This is a genomic window from Streptomyces sp. NPDC050988 (assembly GCF_044456225.1).
Taxonomy (GTDB): domain Bacteria; phylum Actinomycetota; class Actinomycetes; order Streptomycetales; family Streptomycetaceae; genus Streptomyces.
In genome coordinates this window covers 144,977-151,869 of the sequence record NZ_JBITFQ010000025.1, presented here as the reverse complement: position 1 = coordinate 151,869, position 6,893 = coordinate 144,977, and the positions used below count along the sequence as shown (strand labels likewise).

The 6,893-nt window shown below is 67.6% G+C and carries 8 protein-coding genes; 4 read left to right on the top strand and 4 right to left on the bottom strand.

Annotated features, from left to right (window positions below; translation table 11 throughout):
• Positions 1-415: 415 nt before the first annotated feature.
• Positions 416-1,057, bottom strand: coding sequence for a DNA-3-methyladenine glycosylase (locus tag ACIBEI_RS36875; RefSeq protein WP_398894847.1), 642 nt, complete (start codon positions 1,055-1,057; stop codon positions 416-418).
• Positions 1,058-1,235: 178 nt separating this feature from the next.
• On the opposite strand from ACIBEI_RS36875, the gene ACIBEI_RS36870 reads away from it, so the two are divergent.
• The 3 genes from ACIBEI_RS36870 to ACIBEI_RS36860 all read left to right on the top strand — a co-directional run bounded on the left by ACIBEI_RS36870 (position 1,236) and on the right by ACIBEI_RS36860 (position 3,263).
• Complete coding sequence (locus tag ACIBEI_RS36870) at positions 1,236-2,021, top strand: sporulation protein (RefSeq protein ID WP_398894846.1); 786 nt, start codon at positions 1,236-1,238, stop codon at positions 2,019-2,021.
• 50 nt (positions 2,022-2,071) lie between these two features.
• Positions 2,072-2,611 carry a YbhB/YbcL family Raf kinase inhibitor-like protein gene (locus ACIBEI_RS36865; RefSeq protein WP_398894844.1) on the top strand — a complete coding sequence of 180 codons (540 nt, stop codon included), beginning with the start codon at positions 2,072-2,074 and terminating at the stop codon, positions 2,609-2,611.
• Between the two features lie 145 nt (positions 2,612-2,756).
• A complete protein-coding gene (locus ACIBEI_RS36860) occupies positions 2,757-3,263 on the top strand; it encodes an HNH endonuclease (protein WP_055615424.1) in 507 nt (168 codons plus the stop codon).
• 197 nt (positions 3,264-3,460) lie between these two features.
• Here the strand turns inward: ACIBEI_RS36860 and ACIBEI_RS36855 are convergent, their stop codons facing one another.
• The 3 genes from ACIBEI_RS36855 to ACIBEI_RS36845 all read right to left on the bottom strand — a co-directional run bounded on the left by ACIBEI_RS36855 (position 3,461) and on the right by ACIBEI_RS36845 (position 5,837).
• Positions 3,461-4,411 (bottom strand): SPFH domain-containing protein, encoded by a 951-nt coding sequence (locus ACIBEI_RS36855; RefSeq protein ID WP_398894841.1) that lies wholly within the window; start codon positions 4,409-4,411, stop codon positions 3,461-3,463.
• Between the two features lie 130 nt (positions 4,412-4,541).
• On the bottom strand, positions 4,542-4,973 hold the full coding sequence (locus tag ACIBEI_RS36850; protein WP_362082113.1) for an NfeD family protein: 432 nt from the start codon (positions 4,971-4,973) through the stop codon (positions 4,542-4,544).
• Between the two features lie 72 nt (positions 4,974-5,045).
• Positions 5,046-5,837, bottom strand: coding sequence for an ABC transporter ATP-binding protein (locus tag ACIBEI_RS36845; RefSeq protein ID WP_143636951.1), 792 nt, complete (start codon positions 5,835-5,837; stop codon positions 5,046-5,048).
• Between the two features lie 122 nt (positions 5,838-5,959).
• On the opposite strand from ACIBEI_RS36845, the gene ACIBEI_RS36840 reads away from it, so the two are divergent.
• The gene (locus ACIBEI_RS36840; RefSeq protein WP_398894840.1) at positions 5,960-6,748 is read left to right on the top strand and encodes a hypothetical protein; all 789 of its coding nucleotides are present in this window, start codon (positions 5,960-5,962) and stop codon (positions 6,746-6,748) included.
• Positions 6,749-6,893: the final 145 nt, after the last annotated feature.

Genomic DNA, 6,893 nt, shown 5'->3' with positions numbered 1-6,893 from the left:
CCTCCACCCACCACAACCGTGGTGGACGGGGTATCAACATATCTGGCGTTGATTTTTGGCACGCTGTTGAGTTCTCAAGGAACGGACGCTTCCTTCGTACTCACCCTCTCGGGCTTTCCTCCGGGCTTCCCTTCGGTCTTGCGTTTCCGACTCTATCAGACCATTTCGGGCCGTGATTCCCAGTCGGTGGGATTTGCCTTTTGGCCTTGCGGCCTTTCGACATTCACTACGTTAGCCGATTCCCTCAGCAACTCATAATCGAGTTCCGCAAGCTTGAATTCAGGCATGCAGGCACGCCGAATTCGCCCTCGCTCAGAGGAAGTCGTAGGTAGTGGGTTGGCCGCTTCCGACTGCTGACTGAACGCCGTACCCGGTTCAGCGGCTCGGGCTACATTACGGACCGCCCAGGGGAGAGTCAAGTTCGGCGACGGCGGGGGGTATGGGCCCGATAAGGGCTCACCGTCGGGTCGTTGTCGGCCCAGAAGCGCCACGGGTGGACGCCTCCGTCGCCGGACACACCGGTGCGGGGACCGTTGCGTACCTGGTCGGAGGGCACCGGAGTGCCCGCGAGAAGGTTCAGGGGTGAACCCTCGGTGGCGCATGCGTCCGTACCGTCGAGCGCTCGGTCGACCCCGAGGGCCGTGGCCAGGCGAGCCGGACCTTTGGCCAGTTCTCGGTCATATCGGGCCGAAAGTCGACGTTTGCGTGCCAGGTCGGCGCCCTCGGTGATCTCGCCGGCGCGGAGCAGGACCGCGCTCGCCCTGCCCTCCGGGCCACAGACCAGGTTCATGCAGTGCCACATGCCGTAGGTGAAGTAGACGTACACGTACCCGGGCGGACCGAACATCACTCCGTTGCGGGCCGTGCGGCCGCGATAGGCGTGGGACCCGGGGTCGTTCGGGCCGTCGTACGCCTCGACCTCCGTGAGGCGGAGTTCGATCGGACCGTCCGGGGTGGTGCGCACGAGCACGCGCCCCAGGAGGTCGGGGGCGACCTCCAGTACGGGTCGGTCGAAGAACTCCCGGGTGAGGGGCGTACGGTCAGGGGCCGCGATCATGGCGTACGAGCGTAGTGCAGAGGTGTGGCAGAGGTGTGACTGCGTGCGGGGTGGTCAGGGAGCGTGCGTCTTGCCAGGGTGAGTGCGCGGAACCGGACACGGCTGGATCGCGTTTGTATGGATCAAGGATCCGATCCGGACAGAACAACAACGGGGCGTTGCCCGAGGAGGAAAAGACATGGGGTTCAAGCGGCTGCTCGCAAGCCTGGGGGCCGGTGGGGCTTCGGTCGAGACGGTGCTGACCGAGGTCAACGTCGTTCCCGGCGGCGTCGTCCAGGGTGAGGTGCGGATCCAGGGCGGGTCCGTGAACCAGGCGATCGAGGGTCTGTCGGTCGGTCTCCAGGCCCGGGTCGAGGTCGAGGGCCATGACGACCAGGAGTACAAGCAGGACGTCGAGTTCACGAAGCTGCGGCTCGGCGGTGCCTTCGAGCTGCAGGCGGGCGGGGTGCACGCGGTGCCGTTCGGGCTCGAGATCCCGTGGGAGACGCCGATCACTACGATCGACGGGCAGCCGCTGCGCGGGATGAACGTCGGTGTCACCACGGAGCTGGAGATCGCGCGCGCGGTGGACTCCGGTGACCTGGACCCGATCAGCGTGCACCCGCTACCGGCGCAGCAGGCGCTGCTGAACGCGTTCATCCAGCTGGGCTTCCGCTTCAAGAACGCGGACCTGGAGCGCGGCCAGATCCGGGGTACGCGGCAGAAGCTGCCGTTCTACCAGGAGATCGAGTTCTTCCCGCCGCAGCAGTACCGCGGTCTCAACCAGGTTGAGTTGAGCTTCGTCGCGGACGACCGTGAGATGGACGTCGTACTGGAGATGGACAAGAAGCCGGGTCTCTTCAGTGAGGGCAGCGACACGTTCCGCTCCTTCAAGGTGGGGCTCAACGACTTCCAGGGGACCGACTGGACCGCCTATCTCAACCAGTGGCTGTCAGAGGTCGGTAGCAAGCGGAACTGGTTCTAGGCTCGGGGCGAGAGTTTCCAAGGATCAGGAACCGATCAGGAGGTGCCGAGGTGACCGAGCCCAAGAGGCCGCCGCTTCCCCATGACTTCCATCCCGTCGTGCCGTCGTTCACGGTCACGAGTGAGGACGTCGAGCCGGGCGCGACGCTGAAGGACGCTCAGGTCTACGCGGCCGGGAACACTTCGCCGCAGCTGCGCTGGGAAGGCTTCCCGCCGGAGACCAAGAGTTTCGCCGTGACGTGCTTCGACCCGGACGCCCCTACGGGGAGCGGCTTCTGGCACTGGGTCGTGTTCGACATTCCGGCCTCGGTGGCGGAACTGCCGACGGGCGCCGGCACGGGGAAGTTCGAGGGCCTGCCCGAGGGTGCCGTGCAGGTGCGCAACGATTACGGGTCGAAGGACTTCGGCGGCGCCGCGCCGCCCGCCGGGGACCCGGCGCACCGATACGTGTTCACGGTGTACGCGGTGGACCAGGAGAAGCTCGGTCCCGACTCGGACGCCTCCCCGGCCGTCGTGGGCTTCAATCTCCGGTTCCACACGCTGGCGAGGACGCAGATCGTCGCCGAGTACGCGGCTCCCGCGGACAGCTGAGCGTTCACTGAACGTTTGCCCGCCCCTGGTCATGGAATTGATCAGGGGCGGGCAGTTTTTATTGCGTTGTCCATCTCGGCGTGCCCGGCCAGAGTTGATCCAAGCCCGCCAGGCGGTGGGCCGGTGCGCATGGGAGGTGGGCTTGATGCGGGACACGCTGGTGCTGAATGCGAGCTTTGAGCCGCTGTCGACGGTGACGTTGAATCGAGCCGTCGTTCTGGTGCTGCAGGACAAGGCCGTTGTCGAGCAGGCCCACCCCGAACTGCGTATGCGCGGAGCCGCGCTCGACATACCGGCGCCTCGGGTGATCAGGCTCTGCCGCTATGTACGGGTGCCGTTCCGAAGACAAGCGCCGTGGTCGAGGCGGGGTGTGCTGGTGCGTGACCGGCACAGGTGCGCGTACTGCGGTCGTCGGGCGACGACCGTGGACCATGTCGTGCCTCGGGCGCAGGGTGGTCAGGACTCCTGGCTGAACACGGTTGCCTCGTGCGCGGAGGACAACCATCGCAAGGCCGCGCGTACGCCGGATCAGGCGGGGATGCCGCTGTTGCGGCAGCCGTTCGAGCCGACGCCGGCCGATGCGATGTTGCTTGCGCTGGGGCGCGATGATCTTGAGGCGTTGCCGGAGTGGCTTGCGCAGCCGGCGGCGTAGGCGCTTCGCTCTGGGCCGGGGTGTGCGGGTGAGTTGTCGGGTGCGGGTGGGTCGTGGCTGGGCGCGCAGTTCCCCGCGCCCCCAAAAGATGCGCCGTTCCCGCGTGCTCGCGCCTCAAGGAAGACTGTCTGCTCCCGCGTGCCGGAACAAGAGAGGGGGCTCGCGTCCTATGACGCGAGCCCCCTCTTGCGTGCTGGTCAGTCGGTGACCGACGGCTTTTCTCGGCGTTCTGTGGGCTGGGGGGCCTGGCCGCCGCCTCCGCCCATGCCGCCCATCGGGCCGAAGTTGCCCATGGCGCCGCTGAGGCCCTTGAGGGCGTCGCCGATCTCGCTGGGGACGATCCAGAGCTTGTTGGCGTCGCCTTCGGCGATCTTCGGGAGCATCTGGAGGTACTGGTAGGCGAGGAGCTTCTGGTCCGCGTCTCCGGCGTGGATGGACTCGAAGACCGTACGGATGGCCTGGGCCTCGCCCTCCGCGCGCAGTGCGGCGGCCCTGGCCTCACCTTCGGCGCGCAGGATCGCGGACTGCTTCTCACCCTCGGCGGTGAGGATCTGCGACTGGCGGATACCTTCGGCGGTGAGGATCGCGGCGCGCTTGTCACGGTCGGCGCGCATCTGCTTCTCCATCGAGTCCTGGATGGAGGTGGGCGGCTCGATGGCCTTGAGCTCGACGCGGTTGACGCGGATGCCCCACTTGCCGGTGGCCTCGTCGAGCACTCCGCGCAGGGCCGCGTTGATCTCCTCGCGGGAGGTCAGGGTCCGCTCCAGGTCCATGCCACCGATGATGTTGCGGAGCGTGGTGACGGTGAGCTGCTCGATCGCCTGGATGTAGCTGGCGACTTCGTAGGTGGCGGCGCGGGCGTCGGTCACCTGGTAGTAGATGACGGTGTCGATGTTCACGACCAGGTTGTCCTGGGTGATCACCGGCTGGGGCGGGAACGGAACGACCTGTTCACGGAGGTCGATGCGGTTGCGGATGGAGTCGATGAACGGGACGACGATGTTGAGGCCGGCGTTGAGCGTGCGCGTGTAGCGGCCGAACCGCTCGACGATGGCCGCGCTGGCCTGTGGGATCACCTGGATGGTCTTGATCAGTGCGATGAAGACCAACACCACCAGAATGATCAGGACGATGATGATCGGTTCCATCGTGGTCCCCGTACCCTTCTCCGCCTAGGTGCTTCCGGAAGATCTTGTGATTGTCGAAGATCTTGCTCGACGAGTGTGTCAGACCACAACTCGCCACGTGCGACGTTCCGTTCACTGGACGCCACGGGAGTCACATGACGATCGCTGTGGCCCCTTCGATCTCCACGACGTCCACTTCCTGGCCTACTTCGTAGGCGCGTCCGGTGTCGAGGGCGCGCGCGGACCAGACCTCTCCGGCGAGCTTGATCCGGCCACCCGAACCGTCGACTCTCTCCAGGACGACGGCCTGTTTGCCCTTCAAGGCGTCGATGCCTGTGGCCAGTTGGGGTCGCTGGGAGCGATGTCGGGCGGCGACGGGGCGTACGACCGCGATGAGCGCGACCGAGACGGCGGCGAAGACCACTACCTGGAGGACCACACCGCCTCCGAGCCCCGCGGTCACGGCGCCCGCGACGGCGCCGACGGCGAGCATTCCGAATTCCGGCATCGCGGTCACGACGAGCGGGATTCCGAGCCCGACCGCGCCGATCAGCCACCACACCCATGCGTCGATGTCGTCCACGTGGTCATGGTAGGTCCGCGGGTCCGGTCCCCGACAGGGCGCCGATCAAGTTGAGGTGGGTGTTCCTGGTTGTCAGGACAGGGGCAGGCCCTGCGCGGTCCAGCGCTCACCGACCTGTTCGACGACGAGCGGGAGGCCGAAGCACAACGACAGGTTGCGCGAGGTGAGTTCGAGCTCCAGGGGGCCTGCGGCGAGCACCTTGCCCTGACGGATCATCAGGACATGGGTGAAGCCCGGGGCGATCTCCTCGACGTGGTGCGTGACCATGAGCATGGAGGGGGCGATCGGGTCGCGGGCGAGGCGGCCGAGGCGGCGTACGAGGTCCTCGCGGCCGCCGAGGTCGAGTCCGGCGGCGGGCTCGTCGAGGAGGAGCAGCTCGGGGTCGGTCATCAGCGCGCGGGCGATGAGGGTGCGCTTGCGCTCGCCCTCGGAGAGCGTGCCGAACTTGCGGTCGACGAACTCGGTCATGCCGAGGCGGTCTAGGAAGGCGCGGGCGCGCTGCTCGTCGACGTCCTCGTAGTCCTCGTGCCAGCCGGCCGTCATGCCGTAGGCGGCGGTGAGGACCGTCTGCAGGACCGTCTGGCGCTTGGGGAGCTTCTCGGCCATGGCGATGCCGGCCATGCCGATGCGCGGGCGCAGCTCGAAGACGTCGACCTTGCCGAGGGTCTCGCCGAGGATGGTGGCGGTGCCCTGGCTGGGGTAGAGGTAACTGGAGGCGAGGTTCAGAAGGGTCGTTTTTCCGGCGCCGTTGGGACCGAGGATGACCCAGCGCTCGCCTTCCTTGACCGACCAGGAGACCTGGTCCACCAGAGCCCGGCCCTCTCGGACCACGGATACGTCCTCAAGCTCCAGTACATCGCTCATGAGCGCGCTGTCTCCCATTGCAGTCTCGGCCGTCGCTGACGTCTGTGGACGCAGCCCCCAGGGAAAACCTACGCCACCGGTCGACCCGCCCAATCCATCGGCCGGTCCTTAGGGTGGGAGCCATGCATTCGGAACCACGCTCAGGACGGCTGGCAGCATGGGGAAATGCCCTGTTGGCCGGTTTTGCCTCTCCGGACGACGCGGTCGTCGCCATCGTCGGCGAGGACGCGGTGCATCGGGTGGAGGGACTGCCCGGTGAGACCGCGCCCGTCGGACTCACCCTCGCTCTGGGGCGGCTGCGCACACTCGGGGTGACCGGTCTTCGGGTCGCGCTGCCCGCGCCCGGGCATCCGCTCGGGCTGAGCGGGCCGCCCGACTTCAACGCCCGCGCCCTCGATGCCGAGGAGGCGGTGGTCTGTCACGGGGCCGCGCTGGGGCTCGTGCCGGAGGTGTACGAGGCCGGGCCCGAGGGCGATGTACATGTGGAGGTCGTCTGGCACTGTCTGCCCGTGCGTGAGGCGCCGCCCGCCGATGTGCCGTCCCTCGGTGAGGCGGAGCGGGAACTCGCGGAGGCGCTGCGCGATGCCACGGAGATGCTGTCGCGGCTCGATGTCGCCGGGTCGGGGCCGGTCGCCGAGGCGGCGATCGACGCGTACCGGGCTCGGGCCGAGCGGGGTCGTGAGGTGCTCGCCCCCGGGTATCCGCCGCGTGCGGTACGGGTGTTGGAGCTGGCCCAGCGGGTCGGGCTGCTCATCTCCGTCGCCTACGAGAACGGGCACGGTGGGGCTGTGAGCGCGTCCGAGATGGCCGCGCGCTCCGAGGCGCTGCGGCCGGTCGAGCGGACGGCTCGACGGGCTCAGGTGGCGGCGTACAACGCGTTTGTGGAGGAGCGGGAGCGGGGGGTTCGTTGAGCTGCGCCCACTGACTCGGCGGGGAGTGTTGTCGGGCGACTGCGGGTGAGTCGTGGCTGGTCGCGGGGGGGCCCCCCCCCCCCAAAAAAACGGGCCCGAGATTTTGGGGGGGGGGGGGCTCGCGCACAACCAAAAACCAAACCCC

Excerpts from the sequence above, each read along its gene's own strand:
- ACIBEI_RS36875 (WP_398894847.1), bottom strand. The coding sequence starts at position 1,057 with ATGATCGCGGCCCCTGACCGTACGCCCCTCACCCGGGAGTTCTTCGAC.
- ACIBEI_RS36870 (WP_398894846.1), top strand. The coding sequence starts at position 1,236 with ATGGGGTTCAAGCGGCTGCTCGCAAGCCTGGGGGCCGGTGGGGCTTCG.
- ACIBEI_RS36860 (WP_055615424.1), top strand. The coding sequence starts at position 2,757 with ATGCGGGACACGCTGGTGCTGAATGCGAGCTTTGAGCCGCTGTCGACG.
- ACIBEI_RS36855 (WP_398894841.1), bottom strand. The coding sequence starts at position 4,411 with ATGGAACCGATCATCATCGTCCTGATCATTCTGGTGGTGTTGGTCTTC.
- ACIBEI_RS36845 (WP_143636951.1), bottom strand. The coding sequence starts at position 5,837 with ATGAGCGATGTACTGGAGCTTGAGGACGTATCCGTGGTCCGAGAGGGC.
- ACIBEI_RS36840 (WP_398894840.1), top strand. The coding sequence starts at position 5,960 with ATGCATTCGGAACCACGCTCAGGACGGCTGGCAGCATGGGGAAATGCC.